The sequence below is a fragment of the Dyella jejuensis genome, assembly GCF_044904675.1.
Lineage (GTDB): Bacteria > Pseudomonadota > Gammaproteobacteria > Xanthomonadales > Rhodanobacteraceae > Dyella_B > Dyella_B jejuensis.
This window is the reverse complement of sequence record NZ_JADIKJ010000017.1, coordinates 85,604-112,482: the sequence shown is the minus strand read 5'-3', so window position 1 is coordinate 112,482 and position 26,879 is coordinate 85,604. Positions and strand designations below refer to the sequence as shown.

Sequence of the window (26,879 nt, the reverse complement as noted above, 5' to 3'; positions counted from 1 at the left end):
TCAACCCGCCTGCCTGGCCCAGGTATCGCGCAGGGTGACGGTGCGATTGAACACCGGTGCGTCCGCGCGATGGTCGAGGCGGTCCGCCACGAAATAGCCCAGGCGCTCGAACTGGTAGCGCTGCTCCGGCGCCGCCTGGGCCGCCGCCGGTTCCAGCCAGCCGCGCACGATGCGCTTGGCCTCCGGATTGATATGGTCGGTCCAGCGCTTGCCGTCGCTTTCGTCATCCGGCGTGGCCACGTTGAACAGCCGGTCGTACAAGCGAATGTCTGCCGCAACGCCATGCTTGGCACTGACCCAGTGAATGGTGCCCTTCACCTTGCGCTCCGCGCCGGGCATGCCCGAGCGGGATTCGAGGTCCAGCGTGCCATGCACTTCGGTCACGCTGCCGTCGGCGCCCTTGACGATGTGCTCGCACTTCACGATGCCTACGCCGCGCAAACGCACTTCGCCGTCGGGCTTCAGGCGATGGAAACCCTTGGGCGGTACTTCGGCGAAATCGTCGCGCTCGATCCACACCTCGCGCGAGAACGGCACCTGGCGGGTGCCGAAGCTTTCGTCCTTGGGATGGTTCGAAAAGCTCAGCGTTTCCTCGTGACCTTCCGGCAGGTTGGTGATCACCAGCTTCAAGGGATCGATCACCGCCATGCGCCGGGCCGCGCTGGCGTCGAGATCCTCGCGCACGCAATTCTCGAAGATGGCGTAGTCGATCACGCTGTTCTGCTTGCTCACGCCCAGGCGCTCGATCAGCAAGCGGATGCCGCCCGGGGTAAAGCCGCGGCGACGCAGGCCGCGCAACGTGTTCATGCGCGGATCGTCCCAGCCGTCCACCAAGCCTTCGTTCACCAGCTGCGCCAGCTTGCGCTTGCTGGTGATGGAATAGCTGAGGTTGAGGCGCGAGAACTCGATCTGCCGCGGCTTGGCCGGCTCGGTACGGAAACCTGCCTCGCGCATGTGCTGCCAAAGCTCCGGATGGTTCGGCAGGTCCACGTTGTCCACGAACCAGTCGTAGAGCGGGCGGTGATCTTCGAATTCCAGCGTGCACAGCGAATGGGTGATGCCTTCCAGCGCATCGGACAGGCAGTGCGCATAGTCGTACATCGGATAGATCGGCCACGCATCGCCGGTATTCTGGTGCGTGACCTTGCGGATGCGGTAGATCGCCGGATCGCGCAGATTGATATTGCCCGAGCCCATGTCGATCCTCGCGCGCAGCGTCTTGCTGCCATCGGCGAATTCGCCCGCGCGCATGCGGCGGAACAAATCCAGGTTTTCCTCGACGCTGCGATCGCGGAAGGGCGAATGGCGGCCCGGCTCGGTAAGCGTGCCGCGGTATTCGCGCAGCTGTTCGGCGGTCAGGTCGTCGACGTAGGCGTGGCCGTCCTCGATCAGCTTGAGCGCGGCGCGGTAGAACACCTCGAAATAATCGGACGCATGGCGCAGGTCGTGCCACTCATAGCCCAGCCAGCGCACGTCGTCCTTGATGCCCTCGACGAACTCGGGGTCTTCCTTGCCGGGATTGGTGTCATCCAGGCGCAGGTTGCACCAGCCGCCAAACTCGCGGGCAATGCCGAAATCCAGGCAGATCGCCTTGGCGTGGCCGATATGCAGGTAACCGTTGGGCTCCGGCGGAAAGCGCGTGCGGATCGCCGCGTGCTTGCCGCGGGTAAGGTCCTCGCGAACGATCTGGCGGATGAAATCGCGCGGCGCGTAGGTCTCGGGGCTTTCGGCAGGCTTGGCGGCGGCGGATTCGATGGACATCAGGTCAATGCTTCGCGCGAGGGGCGGGAACCCCCAAGTTTAACCGTTTGAAGGATTTGCGTAAGCGTCGGCCATTTTTCTCCCTCTCCCCTCCGGGGAGAGGCCGGGGTGAGGGACCACACCTGCGGGAAATCCGCGCAGATACGCGCCGCTCACCGCTCCCATTTCACACAACAAAATGAAGCGAAGCCAGCATCAGCGCCACCTATTTCCTCCCTCTCCCCTCCGGGGAGAGGGCTGGGGTGAGGGGCCGCACTTGCGGCGAACCCACATAGATACGCATCAATCACGCCCTGACCTAAAGTAGCCAGGCCAGCCTCAACGCCGAGCGCCAGCCAAAGCCAGATAGCGCCGATGCAAATCGGCCACCTGGGCATCCAATGCCGATTCAGGGCCATCGTTATCGATCACATCATCGGCCAGTGCCAAGCGAGCTGAACGCGGTGCCTGGCTGGCCAGGATGCGGGCCGCAAGGCCTTCCTCGATTCCATCGCGCCCCACCAGGCGCAAGATCTGGGTGGTTTCCGGCACATCCACCACCACGATCCGGTCGACCCAGCGGTAATGCCCGATATTCTCCGCAAGCAGCGGAATCGCCAGCACCGCATACGCGCCAACGTCAGCCTGTGCCGCCTCCAGCATCCATTGCCGCACCCGCGGATGCACGATCGCCTCTAGCGTCTTGCGTGCGGCGCGATCACTGAAAATGCGCTGGCGCATCGCCGGCCGGTCGAGCCGCCCCTGCGCATCGAGCACCTCATCGCCAAAAGCCGTGACGATCGCCGCCAACCCATCGCTGCCAGGCTCGACCACCACCCGTGCCGCATGATCGGCGTCATACACATGCACGCCATGCGCCTTGAAGCGCTGTTCCACCGCGCTCTTGCCGGCGGCGATGCCGCCCGTCAGGGCGACCGTGAACGGCATGGTCCGGCTCATTGAATACCGCTGAAACTCAGGTAGGCGTGCAGCAACCGGTCACCGGCGATAAACCAGACCCACCCGGCCATCGCGATAAACGGCCCGAACGGCATCGGCACCTCACGTCCATGCTTGCGCAAGGCGATCATCGTTCCGCCGATCAGCGCGCCAATAAACGAAGAAAGCAGGATCACCGGCAGCAACGACACCGGTCCCATCCAGGCGCCCAGCGCGGCGAGCAATTTGAAATCGCCAAAACCCATGCCTTCCTTGCCCGTCAGCAGCTTGAACAGCCAATACACGCTCCACAGGCTGAGGTAGCCGATGGCCGCGCCGAGGATGGACGAAGGCGGCTCGATAAACAGATGGCACAAGCTGAGCAGAAGCCCCGCCCACAACAACGGCAAGGTGATCTGATCCGGCAGCAACTGGGTGCGGAAATCAATGCCGGACAAGGCGACCAGCGCCCAGGTAAAAAACAATCCCGCCAGGGCGGGCCATGTCGGTCCCAATTTCCAGACCACCGCGGCGCTCAATATCGCGGTAAGCAGCTCGACCAGCGGATACTGGATCGAAATCGGCGCCTGGCAATAACGGCAGCGCCCGCGCAGCAGCAGCCAGCCAAACAGCGGAATGTTGTCGCGGGCGGAAAGTGGATGCTGGCACTGCGGACAATGCGACGGTTCGCGCACCACGCCGGGCGGAAGCGGCGATTGCGCTCCCTCCAGGCCCAACACATCGTTCGCTTCCTGGCGCCACTGGGCTTCCAGCCGCCGGGGCAGGCGCAAGATAACCACATTGAGAAAGCTGCCGATCACCAGGCCGAGCACGCCGGCCAAGGCTACCCACGCAATCAACGGCAAGTCGGGCATGCCCGGCTCCAAGTGCAAATGAGGGAAGATGCCGATATTAGCCGGCAACCGCGCCCGCGAGCTTGAAGATCGGCAGATACAGCGACACCACCATGCCGCCCACCAGCGTGCCCAGGATCACCATGATCAACGGTTCGAGCAGGGTGGAGAGGGTGTCGACCGAGTTGTTGACTTCTTCTTCGTAGAATTCCGCCACCTTGAACAGCATGCTGTCCAGCGCGCCGGATTCCTCGCCGATGGCGGTCATCTGCACCACCATGTTGGGGAACAGCCCGGTCTGGCGCATGGCCAATTGCAGCTGGTGGCCGACGGCGACGTCATCGCGCATAAGCTTGATCGCATCGCTGTACACCACGCTGCCGGTGGCGCCGGCAACCGAATCGAGCGCTTCCACCAGCGGCACGCCCGCGTGGAAGGTTACCCCCAAGGTGCGCGAGAAACGCGCAATGGCCGAATTGCGCAGGATGTTGCCGATCACCGGAAAGCGCAGCATCACGCGATCCAGGAAGTGGGCGAATTTCTCGGAACGCCGCTTGCCCTGGACCAGGCCCACCACGCCGACAACTACCGCTCCGATCACCACCCACCAATAGCTCTGCATGAATTGCGAGGCGCTCACCACCACCTGGGTCGGCGCCGGCAAGGCAGCGCCCGCGTCCTGGAAGGTCTTGGCGAATACCGGCACCACGAACAGCAGCATGATCATGCAAACTAGCATAGCCACTACCAGCACCATCACTGGATAGAACAAGGCCTTCTTGATCTTGCTCTTGATGCTCTCCATGCGCTCCTTATAGGTAGCGACGGTATCGAGCACGGTATCGAGCACACCCGCGGATTCGCCCGCGCGCACCAGGTTGCGGTACAGCTCGTCGAACTGCACGGGATACAGATTCAGTGCCTCGTGCAGCGAAGAGCCACCCTCGATGCCCTGCTTCACATCGATCAGCATGGTCTTGAAGCGCGGATTGCGCTGGCCGTCGGCAATGATGTCGAAGGCCTGCACCATCGGCACGCCCGAGGCCATCATGGTGGCGATCTGGCGGCTGAAGATCGCCACGTCGCGCGGCTTGACGGATTTGCCCGAGCCGCCGAACAGCGGCTTCGAACGCTCCTTCACGTTCTGCGGGTTCATGCCCTGGCGGCGCAGCTCGGCCTTTACCAGCGTGGCATTCTTGGACTGCATCGAGCCCTTCATGCGCTTGCCGCGCTTATCCAGCGCGACCCAGTCGTAAGTGGGCATCTGGGTAACCTGGGCGCGCTGGGCGGCCTGGTTCCGGGTATTACTTCTGGCGGCTGTTACCGTGGCCATGCGCGATTCCCCCAATGATTCCAGTCCAAGGCCGGCGCGAGCGCGCCAGGCAGGACACACACCAGCTTACGTTACTTCAGGCGGCTGTTCCGTGGTCTCCGGCGCAAGTCCGGCAGGTGAACGGCCGAAAAGCTTGACCGGGTCCTCAATCCTTGGTGACACGGTCGATTTCCGCCAGGCTCGTCACGCCGTCCTTGACCTTCTTCAGGGCCGAGGCACGCAGATCGTTGATGCCGGCCTTCTTCGCCACTTCGGCGATCTGCAAGGCGTTGGCGCCCTGCAGGATGATCTTCTGGATATCCTCCAGCATCGGCATCACCTGATAGATGCCCACGCGGCCCTTGTAACCCTCGTTGCATTCACTGCAGCCGGCCGCCTCGTAGACCGTAAAGCCGGCATCGACTTCCTGTTGCGTGAAGCCGGCATCCAGCAGCACCTGCGGCGGCAGCTGCATCGGCTTCTTGCAGCTATGCAGCCGGCGCGCTAGGCGCTGCGCAATCACCAGCGTCACCGACGAGGTGATGTTGTACGGCGCAATGCCCATGTTCATCAGGCGCGCCACCGTCTGCGGCGCGTCGTTGGTGTGCAGGGTGGACAGCACCATGTGGCCGGTCTGCGCCGCCTTGATCGCGATTTCGGCCGTCTCCAGGTCGCGGATTTCGCCGACCATGATCACGTCCGGATCCTGGCGCAGGAACGAGCGCAAGGCCGCGGCGAAGGTCATGCCGCGCTTTACGTTCTGCTGCACCTGGTTGATGCCTTCCACGCGGATTTCCACCGGGTCTTCCACCGTGGAGATATTGCGCTCGGCGGTATTGAGGATATTGAGCGCGGTATACAGCGACACCGTTTTGCCCGAGCCGGTAGGGCCGGTGACCAGCACCATGCCGTAAGGCTTGTGGATGGCATCCAGGTACAGCTGCTTCTGCTCTTCCTCATAGCCCAGCTTGTCGATGCCCAGCTTGGCCGACGAGCTATCCAGGATACGCAGCACCACCTTTTCACCGAACAGGGTCGGCAGGGTGCTCACGCGGAAATCCATCGCGTGGCTCTTGGACAGGTTCAGCTTGATGCGTCCGTCCTGCGGCACCCGGCGCTCGGCGATATCCAGGCCGGCCATCACCTTCAGGCGCGCGGAAATGCGGCTGGCCAGCTTCATCGGCGGGCTGGCGACCGCGCGTAGCATGCCGTCCATACGCAGGCGCACGCGATATTGGCTTTCAAACGGCTCGAAATGGATATCCGAAGCGCCGCGGCGAATCGCATCCACCAGGATCTTGTTGACGAACTTCACCACCGGCGCGTCGGAATTGGCGTCGATATCGCTACCGGTACTGCCGGCGCCCTCGTCATCGGTGCCCGATTCCAGCGCCAGCTCATCCAGGTCGCCACCGCCCATATCGGGCATGGCACTGCTCATGGTGTTGATCGCGCTATCGATGGCCCGGGTGAGCTGGATTCGCTCCACCAGGATCGGTTCCACCATGCAGTTGGAATGGAATTTGATCTCGTCCAGCGCATGCAACTGCATCGGGTCGGCGATGCCCACGAACAGCCGCTTGCCGCGCTTGAGCAGCGGCAGCGCCTGGTGCTTGCTGATCAGCTCCTGGCTGATCAGGTTAAGCGGCATGCTGGACGGCGCCATCGCCGTCACGTCCACCATCGGCATGCCGAACTCCGCCGAAGCCACCTGGGCCAGCCGATGACTGTCGACCAGGTTTTGCTCCAGCAGCCAGCCGGTCAGCGTTTTCTTGTTCTGGGCGCAATCGACCACCGCCTTGCGCGCATCGGCTTCCGGCAGCAGCCCCTCGGACACCAGGCGGCGGGCCATGCCCGACAGCCCTACGGCGGATGGTTGTAATTGTGAAGACATGAAACTGGCCCAGCCCCCTGATTGGTAGGGAATTTAGCGCACATTACCCGCGCAGGCCATCGCTAATCCGTGGCCTGCTAGGCACCCACAGTACTCCGTGCCGCCAAGGTACGGTGGCGGGCTCGCCCGTTGGTCGACCGCGGGCGCTATCCACGATCTTGACGGACCGGCCATCCCGGTTGCGGTGCTTTCCCTATCGGCCTTGACCCAGGCGTTCTTGAAGGGAAGGGTAGAGGGAGGTGCGCAGACGGTGGTGAACAGCAGCGCTCGCCATGGCATGTGCCAACAGAAGGCGCCGACAAGCGGGTCGATAAACAGGAAGCCCAATCAGGCCTCCGCCCCATGCGCATTAGCCCAGGGCGTGCCGCCGTGCTCGGATAAGCCCCTGGTTACGAGCAATCCCGCGCGCCATTTTTCTTCGCCAGCAACTCGCCGCCGCATCCAAAAAAACATGCATCATCGCGACACGCACAAGCCAAGTCGCCAAGCGCTGACATATCGGCACACCATCATTTGCTACGTTCGGCCCCGTCATCGACGCCATCTCTCATAGGGCAACGTCGACGACCCTTGCAGCAATGCACGGAAGAAGCGCGGATCGTGAGAGCGGCAACTCCCACGACCCGCTGACCACAACCAACTGAAAGAGAGTTGATCATGGCTAACCCGGATCATACGGCACACGCACGTCCATCCAAATCCGCACCCACATCCTTCGAGCGTAACTTCCAGTTCCTGGAAGCGGTGAAAGAAACGCCGCCCACGCGCCAGACCGCGCTTGCCGGCACCTCGCTGGCCTTCGTGGTCATCCAGGGCTTGCTCGATTACAACCAAGCCTTCGAACGCGCCCAGACCCGCGGCAAGCACCCCGAGTTGCATCCATGGCCGCTCACCCAAGCGCAAACCAACGGCCTGCACGCCGCGATCCACTTCCTTCGCCAGTACGTCGAACTGCTCAAGCCTGAGCCGGGTGGCTGATCCGTTCGTGTGCGGATGATCCTTTTCGCGGCGCATCGCATGAGGAACGGTGTGCCGCCTTTGGGAAAGAATTATTCGGATGTGGGCTCGGACGCACGGACAAGCCATCGCACAAATTCCTTTTGTTCGTTATGGTATCCATCGCCAGGATGTTCAGGGGCGCGCAGGGAGGAACAGTACAGATGGCTATCGGATCGCCGCGAATATTCGCAAAGTCACATCACAATCGTGCGCCACGGCTGGCAGGACGTGTGAAAGATAATCGCGATAGGGCGTTGCTTGGCGCTTTTGCGTGGCTATTGACGCCATCAGTCCGGGTGCGCTTTGAAACGCGCCAATTAACCGAGAAGTGTGCTTAAAAATACTTGAGCACGCGACATGAAATCGCTCGAAGATCGGTCGTTGGACTAATCAGGGCGCACATTAAAGGGAGCATCACTACCATGAGGTTCGGTCCTGCGAAAGGCTATAGCGAGATGGTCCGTTTATTGAAATTTCCTTTTTTAACTTCCATCAAATGCATGCTTTGTGCGTGGCTGCTTATGAGCACTTCGCCAAGCCTCAACGCTGCTGACTACACCTGGACTGCAAACATTGGAAATCTGGGGGCCTTTCCTTCTGCGGCGGCTGCATGTCATGCGGCCTATGATTACTACAATGTCACTACCGTACAATCGGCGGACTTTCAGGCCTATTACGGTCCTGTATTCCTTTACCCATATCAGGCTCCTATTCCAAACGTTTTCAATTCCGGTCCTTCGTCAAAAATGTGCGTTCTGGATTTCGGGACGGCCAGTTTTTTCAGCGGAGGAGGTGGTGCGATATTGACGCGCACTGGCGATAGTTGCCCTGACGGCACTCTAAACAATTCCATCGAAGGCGATTGCGAAGACCCCACCCAACCCATTGCACGCAAGCAAATGGGAGCGCCGATCGATCCGATGGGCGGCCCCTCGCCGTGCCAAGGCGATCCCATCAATTCGGCCACGGGCAATGAATTCGAGTCGGAGGTGGATTATCAAGGAACCGATCCCTTTCCACTTCGCTTCGTTCGCTACTACAACAGTGCCGATGGCTTATGGCGGCACAGCTATTCCACGCATCTTTCCATCGCTGCCGATGGCATCGAACTCATCCGCGATGACGGGAGCGCTGCGTTATTCACGCTCGCCAACGGCGTTGCTTCCCCAGAGGCCACGGAATTAGGACAGCTTGATAAAGTGAATGGCAGTTGGGTTTACGTTTCTCCCGAAGGACTTGCACAGACGTTCGACAGTCAAGGGCGCCTGGTCAAGATGCAACAGAGGAATGGCCTCACCCAAACGATTAGCTATTCGGTATACGGCACCACCACTACGGGCACGGTGACGGACGCGCGTGGCCGTACCTTGAGCTTCCAGGAAGATAGCAATTACCGTCCGCTCAGCTTCAGCGTCCACGGGCTTAGTGCAAATTACAGCTATAACGCACCCGGTGGCCTGACCTCCGCCGCTTTTACATGGTCAGGAGGCTCCGCGACGCGGCAGTACATGTATGAAGACAGCAGCAACATTGGGCTGCTGACAGGCCTTATCGATGAAAGCGGCACTCGTTACTCGACCTGGACCTACGATAGCCAGGGCAGGGCAATATCCAGCACGCACAGCAACGGCATCGACCAGGTTACGCTGACCTACAACAGCGATGGATCGACCACGGCGACCAATCCCCTGGGACATACGGTTACTTACCAGTACCAGGTCGTGCAAGGTATTGGGCATATCAGCGCCGCCCAAGGCGCAGCGACGGCCAACTGTCCCGTTAGCAATTCCAGCTATACCTATAACGGAATAGGGCAAGTTGCATCGAGCCAGGATGGCTTGGGAACAACGACCCAATACATGAATAACCCGGCGGGATTATTGACGCAGAAGGTGGATGCTTCGGGAACGCCGATTCAGCGCACCACGAACTTCACCTGGAACACCACCCTGCGCGTGCCGCTGACTCGCAGCGTGCTGGACGCCTCCGGCAATCCCGTCAGCGCCACGCAATGGGCCTACAACGCCACCGGCCAAACCCTGGCCCGCTGCGATATCGATCCCACCAACAGCGCTGCTGCCGGCTATAGCTGCTCGGCATCGGGCTCGGCACCTTCGGGCGTGCGCCGCACCACTTACACCTACTGCACCGCCGTCGACACCGTGCAATGCCCGCTGCCCGGCCTGCTGCTTACCGTCACCGGCCCACGCACCGACCTTTCGTCCACCGCCACCTACAGCTATTACCTGGCCGCCAGCGCGGTGAACTGCGGCACGCCCGGCGCGGCCTGCTACCAGCCCGGCGACCTGCACACCGTCACCGATGCGGCCGGCCACGTCACCACCATCGCCTCCTACGACGCCGATGGCCGCATCACCCGCCTCACCGATGCCAACGGCGTCAACACCGATCTCACCTACACCCCGCGCGGCTGGCTCGCCACGCGCACGGTTGGCGGGCGCCAGATCACCTTCGGCTACACCCCCTACGGCGCGGTGTCCAGCATCACCGATGCGGACGGCCTCACCACCACCTACACCTATGACGCGGCCCATCGCCTGATCCAGATCGCCGATGCCGAAGGCAATGCCATCCACTACACCCTCGACGCCGCCGGCGACAAAACCGCCGAGCAGGTGTTCGATGCCAACGGCACCCTGCACAAGAGCCTCAGCCGCACCTTCAACACCCTGGGCCAGCTCACCGGCGTGGTCGATGGCCTCAACCACAGCGTGTTCAACGCCAGCGCCAGCAACAGCTACGACGCCAACGGCAACCTGGTGCAAAGCGCCGACGCGCTGGGCGTACAACGCCAGCTCGGCTACGACGCGCTCAACCGGCTGGTGCAGACGATCGACAACTACAACGGTAGCGATACTGCGACCCAGAACACCACCGCCCACTACGCCTACGACAGCCTGGACCGCCTGACCCAGGTCACCGACCCCAGCAGCCTCGCCACCATCTACAGCTACGATGGCCTGAGCGACGCGACCGGCCAAGTGAGCCCCGACACCGGTATCACCAGCCGGACCTTCGATGCCGCCGGCAACGTACTGACCCGCACCGATGCCAAAGGCATCACCGCCACCTACGGCTACGACGCCCTGAACCGGCTGACCAGCACGAGTTACCCGGACAGCACCCAGAACATCACCTACACCTACGACGAGGCCAACAGCATCACCGGCTGCGCCAGCAGCGCGCCGCTGGGACGGCTGACCCGCATCCTCGAAACCGCCGTGACCACCGTGTACTGCTACGACCCGCAGGGCGAGGTGATCCAGAAACAGCAGATCACGGCAGCCGGCACCGACACCACGACCTATAGCTACACCGCAGCGGGACGGCTGAGCAGCATCGCGTATCCCAGCGGCACGCGGGTGAGCTACACCCGCGACGGCGATGGGCGCATCCAGGCTATCGCTGTTACCCCGCCCAACGGCACCGCCAGCACGGTGGTGAGCAACGTCACCTACCAGCCATTCGGACCGGTCGCCAGCTACACACTCGGCAACGGGCAAACCGTCACCCGCACCTATGATGCGAATTACCGGCTCACCGACCTGACCAGTCCGGCGTTCACCCTGCACGTGGCAAGGGATGCGATGGGGGATATCACGGCGATTGGTAATGCACCCGGTGCGAGTCCGGCTACCGAGACCTATGCCTATGATCCGCTGTATCGGTTGCTCAGCGTGACCCAGGCGAACGGCAACACCCTCGAAAGCGTGACCTACAACCCGACCGGTGACCGACTGAGCAAGACCGGCTCGGGGCTCGATACCGGTACGTACTCCTATAACTCTGGTACGCACCAGCTCAGCGCCGTGGGCAGCAACGCTTTCAGCGTGGATGCCGATGGCAACACCACGGCGATGACGCAAGCTGGAACTACCTACGGCTTTGGATACAGCGACCGCAACCGCATGGCCGTTGCGCAAGTGGCTGGTGCTACGGTGGGAAGCTATACGTATAACGCACTCAACCAGCGCATCCAGAAAGTCTCCGGCGCGGCGACGGAACGCTACGACTACAACGAAGCCAGTCAGATGCTCGGTGAGTACGGCGCTACCAACCGCGACTACATCTGGATGGACGGCATTCCGGTTGCCAACGTTGATACGCCAGGCTCGACCAGCACCATTGCCTATGTGACAGCGGACCAACTCGGCACACCGCGCGCCATCGCGGATGTTGACGGCAACACTACATGGCAGAACCCGTATCAGGGCAATCCGTGGGATGAAGTCGCGCCAGCCTCGACCGGATACACCTATAACCTGCGATTCCCCGGCCAATACTTCGATGCGGAGACGGGAATGAGCTACAACGTTCACCGCGATTACGACCCAGCGACAGGACGTTACCTTCAAAGTGATCCGATCGGGCGTCGGGGAGGCGCCAATACCTTCACCTATGTCGCAGGTAATCCACTTTCATATCGAGATCAGACCGGTCTTTATCTGACCTCGGTGGATGCCTTTTGTGCGCAAGCGATGGAGTTCTGTGCAGAACTGTGGGGCGATATCTCCCACAGCGAGGCGGTTGTACAAAGAAAATTAGGCAATGCCTGCGCCGCGGAAACGGCAGATGCCGTCGGCGATATCTTCGATACAGGGGCAACAGCCGCCAAGTTCCTGCCCTACGTGAAAATCTTCGCAAGCGTCGGAGCGGCCGCGGCAAGCGCACCGTCCTGGGGTGAAGCATGGGATGCGGCCAAGGACGAAGGCATGGACCAGGCGGGAGACTGGGCCGAGGATCAAGCGAAAGACAATGCTCTGGGCATCCTGGGTAACTCCCTGGTGCCGGGAGCAACCTTCAACGAGGCGGTCAGGGAACAGGTCGACGAAGACTTGGCGCCTTTCGTGGCAACGGCTGAGCTAGTCAAATCTTCGGTGGTAAAAAACGGCGCAAAAGGTCAGGGCGAAAGCAAGCATTAGACGCCGCCATGTCAGTCCCGGGGCGATAACGCTGGAAAGACGAGGTAGGTAGATTACCTTCCTATGTATGCACGAAAGGCCCAAGGTATGATTCGTTCATACCTTGGGAGTACCGACTTGCCTCGTCTCAGCATTATCTTGCCGGCCAAAAACGAAGCCCCCGCGCTTGCCGATCTGCTGCCGCGCCTTAAAGCGGCCCAGCCTTCCGCGGAGATCATCGTAGTCGACGACGGTTCCACCGATGACACTGCGGCGCTTTGCGCCGGTCATGGGGTAGGCTGTCTTTCCTCTCCTTATTCCATGGGCAACGGGGCGGCGATCAAGCGTGGTGTCCGTGCTGCGACCGGTGAAATACTGGTTTTCATGGATGGCGACGGCCAGCACGATCCTGAAGACGTCGCGCGCATGTTGGAAAAGCTCGATCAGGGTTACGACATGGTGGTCGGCGCGCGCGACTGGGACAGTCAAGCTGGTGTGGGGCGCGGCTTAGCCAACCAGCTCTATAACTGGTTGGCTTCAAACATGACGGGGCACACGGTGGCTGACCTTACCTCGGGCTTTCGTGCGGTGCGCGCGAACAGGTTTCGGGAGTTCCTGCATTTGCTGCCAAATGGCTTTAGCTATCCAACTACCAGCACCATGGCCTTCTTTCGTAGTGCATATCCGATCTCGTACTTGCCTATCAAGGCAGCCCAACGTGTAGGAAAGAGCCATATCAGGCCTCTGCGCGATGGTCTGCGTTTCCTACTCATCATTTTCAAGATTGCGACGTTGTACTCGCCATTGAAGCTGTTTGCGCCGGCAAGCGCGCTGTTTTTTTTACTAGGTCTCATTAATTACGCATGGACATTTGTGTATGAAGGACGCTTGACGAACATGAGTACGCTTATGTGGAGCGCGGCGGTGATCATATTTCTTATCGGATTGGTGTCTGAGCAAATCACGGCATTGACGTATCGCCACGATGATTGAGACACGAAGACGCATTCTTATCGTTACCCGCAATCTACCCCCCTTGGTGGGAGGTATGGAACGGCTTAACTGGTACATGGCTAAGGAGCTGGCGAGCAAGAGTGATGTCTGCGTCATCGGGCCTTGCGGAGCAGCTGCACAGGCGCCGCCCGGAGTGCGGGTTATTGAGGTTCCACTCAAGCCATTATGGTGCTTTCTGCTGGGTGCAACGCTGGCAACGTTTCGAGAGATATGGCGCTTTCGACCGCAACTAATGCTTGCCGGGAGCGGTTTGACTGCGCCCATCATTTTTCTTTTAGGCCGCATGGTGCATGCTTCGACTGCGGTATATATTCACGGCCTAGATATATCGGTCCAACATATTGTTTATCGTTCTTTGTGGCTTCCAGCCATTCGTCGCATGCATAAGATCATCACCAACAGCAGCGCCACGGCAGAGCTTGCTCGTAGGGCGGGTATTGAAGTTTCTCGAATCAGCATCGTGCATCCTGGCGTCCAGTTGCCTGAATCAGATTACGATAGGGCGACGACGGAAGCGTTTCGTCGGGAAAAAGGGTTTGGCGATCGGACTATTCTCTTGTCGGTCGGTCGCCTGAGCGAGCGCAAAGGTATTGCCGAATTTGTAGCGAGAGCACTTCCGTCGATTATTCAGCAGAGATCTGATGTTTTACTTTTGGTCGCCGGGGATACGCCTCGGAACGCACTCAATGCACGTGTGCAGGCACCGCAGGACATCCTTGCATTGGCTGAGCAAAAGGGACTGTCTGAGCATATTCGATTGCTGGGCGCAGTGAGTGATCGAGAATTGCAGCTTCTTTTCAAGATCAGCCGGGTGCATGTGTTCCCGATACGTGATATTCCGGGGGATCCTGAAGGATTCGGCATGGTGGCCGTGGAGGCTGCTGCACACGGAGTGCCGACGATTGCGTTCGCCACAGGGGGCGTAGTTGATGCTGTATCAGAGGGGGTATCGGGTCGATTGATCCAGTCTGGAGACTACGTGGGAATCGCACGGGCCGTGCTTGAAGTTATCTCAGGGCGTAAGCAAGATACCTTCGCCTGTCTCGAATTTGCGCGACAATTCGTATGGCCTAGGTTTGGTGAGCGGCTTACAAATGAGCTGTTTGGTCTATGAGCCACCAAACAAAGCGACTAGAGCATAGCGTGCAAGGTTGCGACGCACAGCGCAAACCGCATGCTGTGTTGGACATGGCATCTCGTCGCCTGAAAGCGATGAAAATCGAGCAGCTTCTGGGGCTTGTGGATAATCATCGTCCAATTCGTCTACTTGAAGTGGGAACTGGCTCGGGCGGCATTGCTCATTATTTCGGCACCCTGCCCGATGGACGTTATAGCGTGGACGCCGTCGACATTTATGATAGCCGCTTGGTAAAGGATGGGTATCGCTATACGCAGGTCGAAGGCACGGTGCTACCTTTTCCGGACGCATCTTTCGATGTCGTATTGACTAATCATGTGATCGAACACGTTGGTGAACGGGCAGCTCAGCTTCATCACCTAGAAGAGGTACGCAGGGTGCTTAAGCAGACAGGCGTTGCATATTTGGCAGTGCCGAATCGCTGGATGCTGATCGAACCGCACTATCGCCTAGCATTTCTTAGCTGGCTGCCATCTAAATTGCGTACGCCTTATCTAAAATGGATGGATAAAGGTGAACTCTACGATTGTGAGCCTCTTCAAATGAAGCAGTTAGAAAGGATGCTTGATGAGACCGGATTCAAGTGGAAGAATCTCTGCCTGGCCGCTTGGCGTGCCACATTGAATATTGAACATCCAGACTCGTTTCAGGCTCGCCTGGTGCGCCAAGTTCCCGACTTCATGCTTTTTCCCGTTAAGCGAATCATTCCAACATTGATCTATCGCATGGAGCGCGGATAAGTATGAGTAGTATTGATTATGCGTTGCTCGGCACGGTTACTGTGACGTTCAACCCTGACATACTATTACTCAAGGCTCAGTTTAGAGCGTTGCCTTCGGAGTCGCCGAAGGTCGTTGTTGATAATGCATCTGATCAAGCCCTTATGCTGCAGATTGAGCAGCTTTCGGAGGAATTTGAACATGTGGCCATCGTTCGCAACGAAAAAAATATTGGTTTGGCCGCGGCTATAAATCAAGGTGTTCAGCAGTTATCGGCGATGGCGCCCAAAACGTTGTACGTGTTGTTACTCGATCAAGACAGCGTGCCGATAGCACAAAGTGTCTATACGCTTCTTGCGGTCTACAATGCACTTGCGGCGAAAGATAAAAACGTTGGATGCGTTGGCCCATATCTGTTCGATCCTGCAACACAACTTGCGCATGGATTCCATCAGGTCAGGCGGTGGCATTGGAAGCGCGTTTATCCGCCAAGGGGTTCTAGCGAAGCAGTGGCCTGTGTAAATCTCAACGGTAGCGGAACACTAACTTCGATTGAATTGTTTCAAGCCCTTGGCGGTGTGGATGAGAAATTATTTATAGATCACGTCGACACCGATTGGGCTTTCCGTGTGCAAGCATCAGGTCATACCCTGTGGGGAGCGCCCTCAGCCATATTCGAGCATTGCATGGGTCAGAATTCCGTCCGTTTGTGGTGCTTTGGGTGGCGTCTTTGGCCACTACGCACACCAAAGAGGCAGTATTTTTTGTATAGAAACGCCATTTTTCTCATGAAAAAGCCTTATGTGCCTTCGGTGTGGAAAGTATGGGCCATTGCAAAACTGATTTTGACCATGCTCATCACCGCGGTTGTTGGGCCGGAACGTAATAAGCAAATTCGCAATATGCTCAAAGGCATTGTGGATGGAGTTCAGGGGGGCGAGTAGGAATTTATGTCTTGAAGTGCTTCTTCACGGCTTCGACAAAATGTGCAACTGCTTCCCTGTTTTTTTTGGAAGTTTCCTGCATGAAGCATAAGAGAGCAGGCCGGGTGGTCACAGCATGCTCTGTGTCGCTTTCCCCATAAGCGACACCAAGACGCCCCTTTTCTTCAGGAACCCACTGCTCCTTGGTTACGCCGGGAAGAGGTACAACGATTGGAATGCAGCCGCAAATGGCCGCGTATTGTGCATATGCAGTGTAGGTGTCGTACAAGTAACAAAATTTGCATTCATTAAATACTTTGGCGAGTTCCTCATGGCTTAGATCATCAACGACCCATTGATGTTTAAGGTCGGGGAGGTCGGGGCGAGCTCTTCCTTTCCTGACTATGAAACATGTTTTAATGCGTTCGCCATAGTTGGTCTGTTTGTAAATGTCCAGAAGGGTGTCGCCTATAGTAAGCGAGCCTCCATGGACCATGTCCCTACAGTTTTTATGGAATGCTTCCTGGTAACAGAAATAGAGATCTCCTGGAGAGTATTTGAAATGCCCTTCATGAAAGCCAGGTCTGTGCAGCAGCCATCTGACGTATTTTTCGGCACGAAGCGGGTTGCCGCTGACAATTTCAGGATAGATGACAATGCTACCTTGAATGTCCCTTTGCTTAGCGAGGGGCGTATTATATTTGGCATTTGTTGCATATTTGCCACGATAAGCACGCGCCAAGAGATAGGCGAACGTCATGCGCGGTGAGCGGAACAAGGCGGATGGCAGGGAGAGAGGTTTCCATAAGGGATAAAGGAGCGCTGAATAACCCATATCATTAAGGACGTCACACAATTTATGCATAACAATCGCGCCGCCCGAATTGTCACGGTAACGCGGTGCGTAAATAACGAAGCGAAGTTCGTCATTAGGATATTTGGTGACATCTCTGGCATAAATCATGGGTCGTGCCTGGAGGACGTCTTTTTTGAATAGGCCTCCCCTACAAGTTTTAGCACATGAATTATCTCGATTAGAGCTGGATGCTTGCTTAGCCTTGCCATGCCTACGTAAACCACAATTGCGCTGCAAACGGCTGCCAGCGTCATGACAATGCCCTCTGGAGCCCAGTGCAATATTGCCCAGGCAGGGAGCATCGCGATTAATGTGATTAGCAATGTACTTTTCAGGTCGACAATCTGTTGAAGAAGACCGTAGTCAAATGTCCTTTTTGAATACCAGGTATTGATCCAAGCTGCGCATATACCTGCGACAAGCATGGCTGCGGCAACGGCCGTGGGTCCAAATAAGCTGGCCAACAGCGTGACTGCCACGACGACTATATTTTTAATCAGTTCAAGTCGTAAGAAGCGATCGGAGCGCCCGCAGGCACTCAGCGCCAATAGATTAAGTACGTGTATGGGCCAGATGGAGGCGGCCAGTGCCAGAAGGGTGAGCATTGGGGTCGCCGGCGTCCATTGCGCGCCGTACATCATAGTGACAAACGGTTTCGCGATCATGGCCAAACCTAACATGCATGGAAAGAAGACAAACATGGACGCTTGCAGTGATACCTGTAGAGCGAGACGAAGTTGTGCTCGATCGTGAGCCATGGATGAAAATACAGGCAGTCCTATGCGATTCAGCAATATAGCAACGACAGAGGATGGGGCTGCCTGAGTATTCTGGGCGAGGACATAATAACCAAGGTCGCGAGCAGTGAATAACTTGCCGATGACCAGTGACTGAAGTCTGCTAGAAATGGTGCTGAGTACACCTGCCAGCAGCATGTAGCCGCCGAAGTTGAATAGGGCTCTGAATGAATCGACACGAAACCGCCCTCTTGGCATCCAGCGGGAAAATTGCCACATGAAAAAAGTGCGTAATACTGTCTCGGTCATGCCCTGCCACGCCAAGCTCCATACTCCGAACTTTTGCAGGGCAAGAATGATAGCCAGGGCGCCAGATACTATTGAGGACAAGGCTTGTGCACGGGTACGAGCATTGAAATCAAGACGTTTGGTTAAAAGTGCGTCTGGTACTGCACCCGCCGAACCAAAAAACAGCGCCCAAGCCATGAATTTGGTAAGCGGTGCAAGGGTCGGCTTATTGTAAAAATCAGCAATGATATTTGCCGTCAAATAAAGTATCAATGTGGCGGCGAAGCCCGTGCCGAGCGAGATGAAAAACATCGTGGTTTCATCATCAATGGTGTGTTCTCGCCGCTGAATCAGCGCAGTGCCAAATCCGGCGTCGGCAAGTAACGCCCCAACGCTCGTAAAGACCAGCAATATAGCTATGAGCCCGAAGTCATCAGGGACAAGCAGCCTAGCTAGAATGACAGTTACGGCAATCTGGACACCGTAACGGACGGCAATTTCAAGCCCTCCCCAAAAGCTGGCATGGAGTCCCCTATGTCCAATATTGGCCATGCAATTTCACTCAGATACATACTCTTGCTAAGTTGAAGCGTTTAAGGGAATTGAATGGTCGAGTCTGAAAGTGAGCATTGCTCCTATCTGCCAGCTTGATGGGCGTTTAGTGATCGCTACGGTATTCGAATAACGATACGCCCCAAGATAAACCAACGCCGAAACCTATCGCCATGACCAACTCCCTATCCTTTAGCTCTTGCCAGTGGTCAAGCAGTAGCAGCGGAATGGAGGCCGATACGGTATTCCCTAGATGTTCGCAATTCTGAGGCGCTTGCTCGGCGCTGATGTGCAATTTTTGAGTAAGTTTTCCGATCATGAAGCTATTTGCTTGATGGAAGGCGAAGAGGCGTATTTGCTCTATCGTGAGTCCATTGGCTTTCAGTGCCTGGTGGATCGCTTCAGGTACCACGTGCAGTGCAAAGTTGAGAATGCCCGGGCCATCCATGTAGATGCCGGCAGAGTGGTCTGGATCGATGCGCGTGGCGGAATTTCGTGCGACAAAAGCATCGTAGCCATTTCCGTTCGCGAAACATCGGTTATAAATCACCCGCAGCCCAGGGGGCTGTGTAGAGAACATTGACGCTGTCGCTGCATCGCCAAACAAAACACGGGTTGCCAAGTCATTTGGTCGAATGAGCCGCGAGTAGGTATCCGCATTGATCAATACGGCCGAATCGCTAGATGAGCGCAATAAAGCCGTTACTGTTTGCGTGCCAACTACAAAGCCCGAGCAACCTTGATTGATATCGAACACGAGGCATTCTTCGGGAAAGCCGAGTTCGCCGTGGACGCGCGAAGAAACACCTGGTATCAAGTGATCCGGTGTTTGCGTGCAAACTAATAGCGTTTGAATCGCGCTAGCTGAAGTATTTAACTTGCGAAGCAGTTCGCTTGTCGCCATGCAAGATAGGTCGCTAGTGAATTGTCCGGGTAGCGCGATGGTGCGGCCACGCACCCCGGTCTTCTTCACTATGCGTTCGCAGTCTTCCTGCGGTTGATGGAGATTATTAGCGTTGTTCTGCTCGATCTTGCCGCCAAGTGCTGAGGCGATCGCATTGAGGTAGATGTCAGGCACCATGTTTGCCATATGCGATGACTTTTGCGGGGAGACCGAAGACGGTTGTATCCGCCTGAACGTTTCTTACCGCCACTGAGCCTGCGCCGACAATGGCCCTCTCGCCCACGAATACGCTAGGTAGAACGGCGGCATTGGGATGGACTGTGCAGTTTTCACCTAGTGTCGCGCCTCCCCCAACAAAGCCATGTGCGCCCACAGTTACCCCATCCATGATGGTTACGTCATGCCCTATGCTTGCGAAACCGTGAATTAGTAGATCGTTGCCAAGCGTCACATTGTTGGAAATGCCAATATGCCCCAACAAGATGCAGTTGCTCAGTCCATCCAAAGAAGACGCGGACCTTACTTGCGGATCGAAAAAATTAGCAAAACGTGCGCCATTGTTCTCTAGAATCTTCCGCACTCTGTTGCGAGACAAACCTGAGCCGAAGCACGTTAGATAAAGCGCATCCTTTCTTGGTTTGTGCTCAACGATGGGGCCGATGATCTCTGGGGAATTCTTTTCATCGTCGATAAATCCAAGTAGCTTAAAAGGCAGGTCAAGAACACTAATCCATGTCGCTACTTCTCGGCCAAAGCGCCCGCCGCCGACGAGAATGAGATTTTGCTTGGTCATTGGATTGAGTACCCTCCATCGGCGACTAGTTCGGTGCCCGTTATGAATGAAGACTCGTCTGACAACAAGAAGCGTACAACTGTAGCTACCTCCCTGGCCTCAGCAAAGCGCTTGCCAAGCGGATACTTTTGCATGTCGATCCGCAAGGACTCTTCAGAAACCTGATGTTGGTTGGTGATAAGTGCCGTGTTTACCATGCCGGGGGAGACACAGTTGACTCGAATGGATTTGTGGGCCAACTCCAATGCCATGACCTTTGCATATGCAGTCAATGCTGCTTTGGTTGCAGCGTATGCTGCGGTTCCTTTCATGCCAATTCTTGGCCCAAGAATGGAAGAAATAAATACGATCGATGAGGCTGGATTTAGGCAGCCGGCGCGCACGAGCTCTGATACCAATACGATGGGCGCAGTTTGATTAATATCTATTACTTTTTGATATTTTTCCAGCGAGAAAAAGCGAAGTGGATTGCTATCAGTGATGCCGGCTGAATAGACGAGTCCATCGATAGTGCCGATATCTGTCAAGACGGCTTTGTGATCGGCAAATTGTGTTAGATCAAAACGGATAATTTTGACGCGGGATGGCGCCTGCGTTTTCAGAACATCAAGCCTATCGGAATTTCTGCCAACGGCAACAATACTGGCTCCGGCGCCAAGGAGGTCTTGACATATTGCCGCGCCGATGCCCGATGTGGCGCCGGTTACCAATATCGTTTTTTTATTGAGCATGGATCATGTGCCTGTTGTAGAAATCGTGAAAGTGCGACACGCGATCCTCTATGGCTTGTAGTTGTACGCTGCGCATTTCACTTGAAATGCCTATCTGGCAGGACTCGACCATGGTTCTGTCTTCCTCCAGTGTGGTTTGTGAAAATTGGATAGCTTCATTTCGTACGTGCTCGCGGACGGGTGCGGGAAGCGCGAAGAGTTGCGGCAATTCAAACAGTTCCCAAGAAAGCTGCGTAGTCTTTTCATCTAAGGGAATAATGTGACTAATGAAGCCAACTAAATCGTTAGTGTTTGAAATGAAGAGATTGGGAAATATATATGCGTGTCGATATACGTGCGCCGCGTTCCTTGCGAGCCGTCTAATCGCAGTTGTTTTATCCGTGCTTGGCAAAGGAGTGATAGAGGCTAAATTGACGTAATCTTCTGCCGCCCATTCGTGGATTGATGTAGACGTGAATCCTGATTTAAGAAAAGTATTTCGATGTACAAAATTCAGGTGGTAGCTCTCGAGGATATTTTCGACAAGCAATTTCCAGTTGCACTTGTGCAAAATGTGCTCTTTGTGGAACGGAGCACTCACCGTCATCCCGATCTTTTCAAGTGCGCCCGGTACTTTATCGACGATGGGTAAGGCACCGGACAATCCCGTAAAGAGTAGCCCCCCCGATTCGATGATTGGGAACGAGGCCAGGTTCCGATTCTTTATGCAGCTTCTTTCGGAAAATGGTGCCAGCGACAATTCGCCATTTGCATCGTAGCTCCAACCGTGAAAGCCACAACTGAAATGGCGTTTTCCTTCGCCAAGCGGATCTATGATGTTGCTGCGATGAAGACAGACGTTCGCAAAGGCTTTGATTCCAGCAGCAGTTTTACGCACCGTTACAATTTTCTTGCCAAGTGCAAAGCTCTTGTATGTATCGATTTCCTTGAAGCTTGCCGCGTTACCGACGAAAAACCTCTGCTCGAACAGTGACGAAATCTCTTGGTCGAACGCTGAGCGTTCCGAATACGAGCGAAGATCAATAGGCATCATCCGTCTCCAATACGGGCAGTACCGATCCTTTCGGTATCATCAGTGTTGCACTAGCCCAAGAGAGGCCGACGCCAAAACCACACACGACGATGAATTTCTCCGTCGTGAATTCGTTGGCATGGGCGCATAGAGTCAAAGGGATCGATGCCGAGCTCGTATTTCCGTATTGCGACAATGTAGACAGCGCTTGGAGCGCCGAAAAGCCTGCCTTCTTGGTGACCGTGTCGTTGATCATCCTATTGGCCTGGTGGAGCAAGAGAAAGTCTGTGTCCACGGGAGATCTTTCTGCCTTATCCAAGACACGCTTTATGCTCGGTGCGGCTTTTGTTATGGCGAAACTAAAGATGTCTGCGCCGCGAAGAACAAGGTTGTCGGGCCGCCTAAGTATTCCATCAGGTCCTGACTCTTCGGCAATAGGTCCGGCTCCTGGAGGCCTTCGGGAAGCCAATCCGCCTCCTGGAACGATGATGGCGTCTTTCCCGGAACCGTCCGACATCAGGTCGAAATGCATGGCTGGAGCGTCAGCACGAAGTTCAAGCGCCGTGGCAGAACCTGCATCTCCAAATAACGGCCACGCGCTTTTATCATGAATGGCGCAGACCCGGCTGGATACATCACCCATCAGCAACAACGCACGACTTATTCCGAGTGATTGCATCATTGAACTGGCAACGGCTATGCCGTAGGGGTACGCCGAGCATCCGAGGTTTATGTCAAATGCGGCGCACTCTTGCGATAAGCCAAGCTTATGCTGTAGAACGACTGCCGTGGCAGGGATAGGCTGGTCGGCTGTTTGCGTAATCAGAATGAGTGCGCCGATGCTTTGTCGATCCCATTGCAGATGATCCAGCGCTCGGATCGCAGCGGCAGCGCATAGGTCCGAAGCGTATTGTGTTGCTGGAGAAACTCGCCGCTCAGCTATTCCGGTCGCCTTTTGGAAGCGCAGTCGATCGTGTTCAGCCATGAACTCATAGTCCTGCGTTCGCGCTATCGCGATGGGTACCGCGGCAGATATGGCGCGAATGGCTACACCGGAAACGGCTTTCATGTCGTGACCATCTTGGCTCGAACAATTTGCCATAGGTCCCCTATCGTGCGGCTTTGTTCCACGTCTTGGCCGCTTATCGCGACATTGAAATCTGCATCTGCCATGGCGATAACAGATAGGGCATTCAACGAATCCCAGATGTCGAGTGCTTTGTATTCGGTGTCCGCACTCAGTGTTTCCGGAGATGTTTCAATGGCGAATGAAAATTTATCGATAAATGTTTCAATACTCACGTACAAACTCCCTTAATTGACGCAAGCGCCAATAACGTCAGAAATGGTTCGGATTTCACTATTGGACAACGTCGTGCCGTTCGGAAGCACGATAACTTTTTTAGCGACCTGTTCCGTGTTGGGTAACATCAATCTTGCATGCGGAAACAGATCACGATAAGGTTTCATGGCATGCGTACCAGGCCAGAAATACTTGCGGGCCAATATGTTTTCTGCATGTAGCGCTATTACGATCTGATCTCTATCGACCCGACAGTCGTTGTCTACTTCAACAACAATGTAGTGATGACTATTGCGCTCGACGGAGCCGTAAGTAAGTAGCGATATGCCCGGTATGCCTGCCAATGCTTCAGCATAAGCTGCGTGATTGCGAGCGTTGCAAGCAACCACGTCGGCATGTGATTCAAGATTGGTGAGGCCCATGATGGCGCACATTTCAATCATCTTGCCGTTGGTTCCAGGATGGATGACATTGTCGTAACCCGCGAAGCCGAAGTTCCTCATGAGTCGTATCGTTTCTGCCAACTCATCGTCATTGGTGACGACGGCGCCTCCTTCGAAAGTGTTGAATGACTTCGTGGCGTGAAAGCTCAATACTTCACACATACCGAAGCCGCCTATCATTTTTCCGCCGTGCGTGCTGCCGAATGCGTGCGCTGCGTCGAACAGCAACTTCACTCCGTGCTCGTCCGCAATGGCTTGCAATTCCTCGATCGGAGCGGCGCGGCCCCAAAGGTGTACGCCGATGATTCCGCTGGTACGTGGGGTGATCATGCGACGCACGGCGAGGGGATCAATATTATGGGTCGTGGGGTCAATGTCGGCAAAGATAGGGGTTATCCCTTGCCAATACAGGGCATGGGCAGTAGCGACAAAGGTCCATGAAGGTACGATGACCTCGCCTTCGAGGCGCAAGGCACGAATGGCAATTTCTAGCGCGATGGTGCCGTTGCACATGGCGACGCAGTGCTTTACGCCTAAATGGTCAGCAATGCATCGTTCAAATTCGGTCACCATAGGACCGTTATTTGTCAGCCATTGGCTGTCGAGAACTTGACTGACCCGTTGCATGAACGCGCCGCGGTCACCGATATTGGGGCGTCCTACGTGCAGCGGCTCACTGAACGCCGGAACGGCGCCGTTTATGGCGAGATCGGCTTTGCTGCAAATAAGCTTGAGTGGCACGGTCACGTTGCTCCCGGATTTACCTGACTATGGCAATCAGTTGTGGTCCTAATTTATGCCAGGCAAATTTTCCAGACCCACCAAGGTATTGTCCAGGCGCCCTCCAATGTTGAGCGCCTTTAGCTGGTTCAGCGCTAGACGCGCCTTCTCAGTCTGTCCAGAAGCAGCTAGCATTCGTACTTGGGTAATTCGGTAGGCAGGCTCGCTGGGGGCTGCGGCGATTGCTCCGTTAATCATACGTAACCCTAGATGATGATCTTGCAGAACATTCCAAGCATAGTCGCCGTATGATGATAACAGTCGAGCGCTGGGCCGGGGGTGGGAGAGTGCCGCTTCATAAGCGTCAACCATTCGCTGTTTCGGAAGGACACAGTCGCCATCGCGAGCGCATTGAGTCAGCGCGCTAAGTGAACTTTCATCTTGCACGGTCGGCTCACGTCTTCTCAGCGTATCAATCATACTGTTCCACCACGCATTCTTGAGCGGTAGACTCATGCGCGCGTTCATAAAAATGAGCGCTTGCTCGGGCAGGATCGAAGAGCCGGGAAGCGCCGCTGCGCGTTCCAATGGGGCATATGCCATTTGCGTGAATGGCGACAACGGATCGTAATGCGAATAGATAATATACGTGCGTCCTAGCTCATACTCGGCCCGAGGCGAATAGGGCGCCCGCCAGGCGAGCACCTCGGCCAGCTTCAACGGGTCGCCCCAGGCACGGGCGGTAAGAGCAGTCTCTGTCGACCAGAGCAGCAGTAAGCAGACAAGTATGCTGTAGCGTACCCACAGAATCCGTGGAGTCGCGCCGGTTTGCGTCGATGAATCCGGAACGAGAGGGGGGATGATAGCAAGCAACACACCATAGCTTGCAAAATAGTTACGGTGCTCGTAGACCAGTTCCAAAGGCAGAATGGTACCGGTAAGCAAATGGCTACCGAGAAAGAGCGCAATGCCTAAGGTGACCAGCGGACGACTTCTACGGAAAGCGGGCACCGTGACGGCGAGCGCAAGCAGCGTGAGCAGACTTACTAGCGTGCTCCAAGGATTGAGCAGTCCCGCGGAAACATTGAAATCGTCGTGATAAAACGACAATGCATGCGGCGTGGGTAGTACTATCCAGGCGATATAGCCGACCACGACGCGAGCTTCAGTCAGCATCCGGGTCTGAAGATTGAAATTTCGCACTGCCCATGTGGCGGGTGCCAAGATACTCGGCAACAATGCCGCGAGGCCGATAATGGCTGGCAAGATAAGTGTCACAACGAACAGAATCAAGATTCGCGTGTCGTATTCCGGCTGCTTGTGACTTGCCCAGGCTGCATTGCGCTTTTTGCGAAAGCCGAAGAGTATCCATTCGCACAAGCACGCATACAGCGGCAGCATAACGGCCGTTTCCTTGGCCAAAAGGCCAAGGATCGTTGGGACGGTCAGGCTAAGAACGCAAAGCCGATACCCTCCATGCTGGCCGCCTCCAAATTGTGACGTTGGCGAGTCGACGCCAAATATACGAATGCGGCCAGCAAGGTATCCAATGAGGCCAAGCAACACAAATAAATTGGCCATGCTCTCCATGCGCTGGACGGTGTAGAGCACGGCAGTCAAATTGATCGGCAGCACAAGCCAGCCGCCTGCGATCAGTAACGCAACCCATTCGTTGCGGCGCTGATCGGAAGCAGGTGTCGCGACGGCAAGCAGCTGTCTGGAGAGCATGAAGAAGAGCAGGCCGTTCAAGAGATGAATGACCAGGTTGCTCAACTTCATCCAGAACGGATCAAGGCCGGTGATAAGAAAATTCAGCGCGAAGCTCAGTGAGGCAAGCGGGCGCTTGAAATCGCTGGCAGGCGACGACAGCGCCGCGCTCACCAGTGAGCCCAGATTGATGTGTTGGGGTTGCACGCCAGGGTTGTCGACAATGTTCGGGTAATCGTCGAACAGCCAACTTCCAGACAGGCCCGGCCAATAGACGATAGCGGTCAACAGCAGCGCGGCAGCTAGCAACCAGTAAGATGAGCGTGGGATGGTCGGCATAATTACAGCTTATGACAAGCGCGACTTTTGTTCACCGCCT

General features: G+C 56.4%; 21 protein-coding genes. 6 read left to right on the top strand and 15 right to left on the bottom strand.

Annotation, left to right across the window (positions count from 1 at the left end; genetic code table 11):
• The 5 genes from ISP15_RS15350 to pilB all read right to left on the bottom strand — a co-directional run bounded on the left by ISP15_RS15350 (nt 1) and on the right by pilB (nt 6,739).
• Nucleotides 1-1,761: a glutamine--tRNA ligase/YqeY domain fusion protein gene (locus ISP15_RS15350; protein WP_404548541.1), complete on the bottom strand. Its 1,761-nt coding sequence runs from the start codon at nt 1,759-1,761 to the stop codon at nt 1-3.
• Between the two features lie 318 nt (nt 1,762-2,079).
• Nucleotides 2,080-2,688 (bottom strand): dephospho-CoA kinase, encoded by a 609-nt coding sequence (gene coaE / locus ISP15_RS15345; RefSeq protein WP_404548540.1) that lies wholly within the window; start codon nt 2,686-2,688, stop codon nt 2,080-2,082.
• Between the two features lie 8 nt (nt 2,689-2,696).
• Nucleotides 2,697-3,554 carry a prepilin peptidase gene (locus ISP15_RS15340; RefSeq protein ID WP_404548539.1) on the bottom strand — a complete coding sequence of 286 codons (858 nt, stop codon included), beginning with the start codon at nt 3,552-3,554 and terminating at the stop codon, nt 2,697-2,699.
• Between the two features lie 37 nt (nt 3,555-3,591).
• Nucleotides 3,592-4,866 carry a type II secretion system F family protein gene (locus tag ISP15_RS15335; RefSeq protein WP_404548538.1) on the bottom strand — a complete coding sequence of 425 codons (1,275 nt, stop codon included), beginning with the start codon at nt 4,864-4,866 and terminating at the stop codon, nt 3,592-3,594.
• 145 nt (nt 4,867-5,011) lie between these two features.
• On the bottom strand, nt 5,012-6,739 hold the full coding sequence (pilB, locus tag ISP15_RS15330; RefSeq protein WP_404548537.1) for a type IV-A pilus assembly ATPase PilB: 1,728 nt from the start codon (nt 6,737-6,739) through the stop codon (nt 5,012-5,014).
• 657 nt (nt 6,740-7,396) lie between these two features.
• Between pilB and ISP15_RS15325 the strand changes: the two genes are divergently transcribed.
• From ISP15_RS15325 to ISP15_RS15300, 6 genes are all read left to right on the top strand, one after another.
• On the top strand, nt 7,397-7,717 hold the full coding sequence (locus ISP15_RS15325) for a hypothetical protein (RefSeq protein ID WP_404548535.1): 321 nt from the start codon (nt 7,397-7,399) through the stop codon (nt 7,715-7,717).
• Nucleotides 7,718-8,541: 824 nt separating this feature from the next.
• The gene (locus tag ISP15_RS15320) at nt 8,542-12,681 is read left to right on the top strand and encodes an RHS repeat-associated core domain-containing protein (RefSeq protein WP_404548533.1); all 4,140 of its coding nucleotides are present in this window, start codon (nt 8,542-8,544) and stop codon (nt 12,679-12,681) included.
• Nucleotides 12,682-12,798: 117 nt separating this feature from the next.
• A complete protein-coding gene (locus ISP15_RS15315; protein WP_404548531.1) occupies nt 12,799-13,653 on the top strand; it encodes a glycosyltransferase family 2 protein in 855 nt (284 codons plus the stop codon).
• On the top strand, nt 13,646-14,788 hold the full coding sequence (locus ISP15_RS15310) for a glycosyltransferase family 4 protein (protein ID WP_404548530.1): 1,143 nt from the start codon (nt 13,646-13,648) through the stop codon (nt 14,786-14,788). The genes ISP15_RS15315 and ISP15_RS15310 overlap by 8 nt, the downstream gene beginning before the upstream one ends.
• Nucleotides 14,785-15,552, top strand: coding sequence for a class I SAM-dependent methyltransferase (locus tag ISP15_RS15305; protein ID WP_404548529.1), 768 nt, complete (start codon nt 14,785-14,787; stop codon nt 15,550-15,552). The genes ISP15_RS15310 and ISP15_RS15305 overlap by 4 nt, the downstream gene beginning before the upstream one ends.
• A 2-nt stretch (nt 15,553-15,554) precedes the next feature.
• Complete coding sequence (locus ISP15_RS15300) at nt 15,555-16,475, top strand: glycosyltransferase (protein ID WP_404548528.1); 921 nt, start codon at nt 15,555-15,557, stop codon at nt 16,473-16,475.
• A gap of 4 nt (nt 16,476-16,479) precedes the next feature.
• On the opposite strand, the gene ISP15_RS15295 is transcribed toward ISP15_RS15300, so the two are convergent.
• The 10 genes from ISP15_RS15295 to ISP15_RS15250 form a co-directional block, all read right to left on the bottom strand.
• Nucleotides 16,480-17,418 (bottom strand): hypothetical protein, encoded by a 939-nt coding sequence (locus tag ISP15_RS15295; protein WP_404548526.1) that lies wholly within the window; start codon nt 17,416-17,418, stop codon nt 16,480-16,482.
• Nucleotides 17,415-18,887, bottom strand: a complete 1,473-nt coding sequence (locus tag ISP15_RS15290; RefSeq protein ID WP_404548525.1) for a lipopolysaccharide biosynthesis protein — start codon at nt 18,885-18,887, stop codon at nt 17,415-17,417. The genes ISP15_RS15295 and ISP15_RS15290 overlap by 4 nt, the downstream gene beginning before the upstream one ends.
• A gap of 106 nt (nt 18,888-18,993) precedes the next feature.
• Nucleotides 18,994-19,968, bottom strand: coding sequence for a ketoacyl-ACP synthase III (locus ISP15_RS15285; protein WP_404548523.1), 975 nt, complete (start codon nt 19,966-19,968; stop codon nt 18,994-18,996).
• Entirely contained in the window at nt 19,958-20,584 is a 627-nt protein-coding gene (locus tag ISP15_RS15280) for an LbetaH domain-containing protein (protein ID WP_404548521.1), read from the bottom strand. Before ISP15_RS15280 ends, ISP15_RS15285 begins: the two co-directional genes overlap by 11 nt.
• On the bottom strand, nt 20,581-21,315 hold the full coding sequence (locus ISP15_RS15275) for an SDR family NAD(P)-dependent oxidoreductase (protein WP_404548519.1): 735 nt from the start codon (nt 21,313-21,315) through the stop codon (nt 20,581-20,583). The genes ISP15_RS15280 and ISP15_RS15275 overlap by 4 nt, the downstream gene beginning before the upstream one ends.
• Nucleotides 21,305-22,345 (bottom strand): aromatic ring-hydroxylating oxygenase subunit alpha, encoded by a 1,041-nt coding sequence (locus ISP15_RS15270; protein WP_404548518.1) that lies wholly within the window; start codon nt 22,343-22,345, stop codon nt 21,305-21,307. Before ISP15_RS15270 ends, ISP15_RS15275 begins: the two co-directional genes overlap by 11 nt.
• On the bottom strand, nt 22,335-23,396 hold the full coding sequence (locus ISP15_RS15265) for a 3-oxoacyl-ACP synthase III family protein (RefSeq protein ID WP_404548517.1): 1,062 nt from the start codon (nt 23,394-23,396) through the stop codon (nt 22,335-22,337). The genes ISP15_RS15270 and ISP15_RS15265 overlap by 11 nt, the downstream gene beginning before the upstream one ends.
• On the bottom strand, nt 23,393-23,629 hold the full coding sequence (locus ISP15_RS15260) for a phosphopantetheine-binding protein (RefSeq protein ID WP_404548516.1): 237 nt from the start codon (nt 23,627-23,629) through the stop codon (nt 23,393-23,395). The genes ISP15_RS15265 and ISP15_RS15260 overlap by 4 nt, the downstream gene beginning before the upstream one ends.
• Before the next feature lie 12 nt (nt 23,630-23,641).
• Nucleotides 23,642-24,820 carry a DegT/DnrJ/EryC1/StrS family aminotransferase gene (locus tag ISP15_RS15255; protein WP_404548515.1) on the bottom strand — a complete coding sequence of 393 codons (1,179 nt, stop codon included), beginning with the start codon at nt 24,818-24,820 and terminating at the stop codon, nt 23,642-23,644.
• A 42-nt stretch (nt 24,821-24,862) separates the two neighbouring features.
• Nucleotides 24,863-26,839: a hypothetical protein gene (locus tag ISP15_RS15250; RefSeq protein ID WP_404548513.1), complete on the bottom strand. Its 1,977-nt coding sequence runs from the start codon at nt 26,837-26,839 to the stop codon at nt 24,863-24,865.
• Between the last annotated feature and the right edge of the window lie 40 nt (nt 26,840-26,879).